At 64.5% G+C, this 1348-nt stretch carries 1 protein-coding gene and 1 other annotated feature; the gene reads left to right on the plus strand.

Annotated features, from left to right (window positions below; all coding sequences use genetic code 11):
- Positions 1–55: 55 nt before the first annotated feature.
- A protein-coding gene (locus tag BST28_RS22895) for an IS3 family transposase (protein WP_234808396.1) occupies positions 56–1317 on the plus strand; the annotation gives its coding sequence in 2 pieces (ribosomal slippage) (positions 56–359 and positions 359–1317; 1263 coding nt in all).
- Positions 355–486 (plus strand) — a sequence feature (AL1L pseudoknot). It overlaps the preceding gene by 132 nt.
- Positions 1318–1348 lie beyond the last annotated feature (31 nt).

Here is a 1348-nt window from a genome sequence, read left to right on the forward strand (position 1 = left end):
GTGAATCGCCCTGGGTTTGATGGAGGCTCCAGACCTTGGAAACGAGGATGGAGCCATGTCGAAGAAGCAGTTGCCCGGTGGGCCGACGAGCCGTCGCTACAGCGCCGAGCAGAAGGCCGGCGCGGTACGGATGGTTCGAACGTTGCGTGCGGAGTTGGGCACCGAGCGCGGGGTGATCGCGCGGGTCGCCAACCAGCTCGGCTACGGGGTGGAGTCGGTGCGGAACTGGGTGCGTCAGGCCGACATCGATGATGGCTATGCCGCCGGGGTGTCGACCACTGAGGCTCAACGGATTAAAGAACTCGAGCAAGAGAATCGAGAACTTAAGCGCGCCAACGAGATACTGAAGCGAGCGGCGAGTTTCTTCGGGGCGGAGCTCGACCGCCAACACAAGAGATAGTCGAATTCATCGACGCCAACCGCGAGGAATTCGGGGTCGAGCCCATCTGCACCGTCCTGCGTAGCGCAGGGGTGCAGGTGGCCCCGAGTACCTACTACGCAGCCAAGAAGCGCACTCCGTCGAAACGGGCCTGTCGGGACGCGGTCATGACGCCGGTCCTGGTCAAGCTCTGGGAGGACAACTACCGTGTCTACGGCGCTCACAAGCTGTGGAAGGCCGCCGGCCGGGCCGGCCACGACATCGGCCGCGACCAGGTCGCCCGACTGATGCGCGTCGCCGGGATCGCCGGGGTGCATCGGCGCAAACAAGTGCGCACCACCAAGCCTGCGACCGGCGCTGACCGGCACCCCGATCTGGTTGGCCGCAAATTCACTGCTCAGGGCCCCAATCAGCTGTGGGTGACCGACTTGACCTACGTGCCCACCTGGGCAGGGGTGGCTTACGTGTGCTTCATCGTCGATGCCTTCAGCCGGATGATCGTCGGCTGGCGTGTCGCTGCGAATATGCGCACCACCATGGTGCTCGATGCGATCGAGATGGCCCGCTGGTCCCGCGGAAACACGTTGCCGGGCTTGCGATGTCACTCCGATGCGGGATCGCAGTTCACCTCCATTCGCTACGGGGAGCGCCTGGCGGAGATCGGCGCGGTACCCTCCATCGGCACCGTCGGCGACAGCTACGACAACGCTCTGGCAGAGACCGTCAACGGCTACTACAAAGCCGAGCTGATCTACGGACCCGCCCACAACGGGCCGTGGAAAACCGTCGACGACGTCGAACTGGCCACCCTGAGCTGGGTCCACTGGCACAACACGGCCCGCCTCCACGGCTACCTCGACGACGTGCCTCCGGCCGAGTTCGAGGACACCTTCTACGCTGGGCAGCGGACCGGCCAACCCCTGGTCGAAATCCAATAGCCCGAGCCTCCATCAAACCCAGGGCGATTCA

The organism is Mycolicibacter kumamotonensis, from assembly GCF_002086285.1.
In the GTDB taxonomy this organism is placed as follows: Bacteria; Actinomycetota; Actinomycetes; order Mycobacteriales; family Mycobacteriaceae; genus Mycobacterium; species Mycobacterium kumamotonense.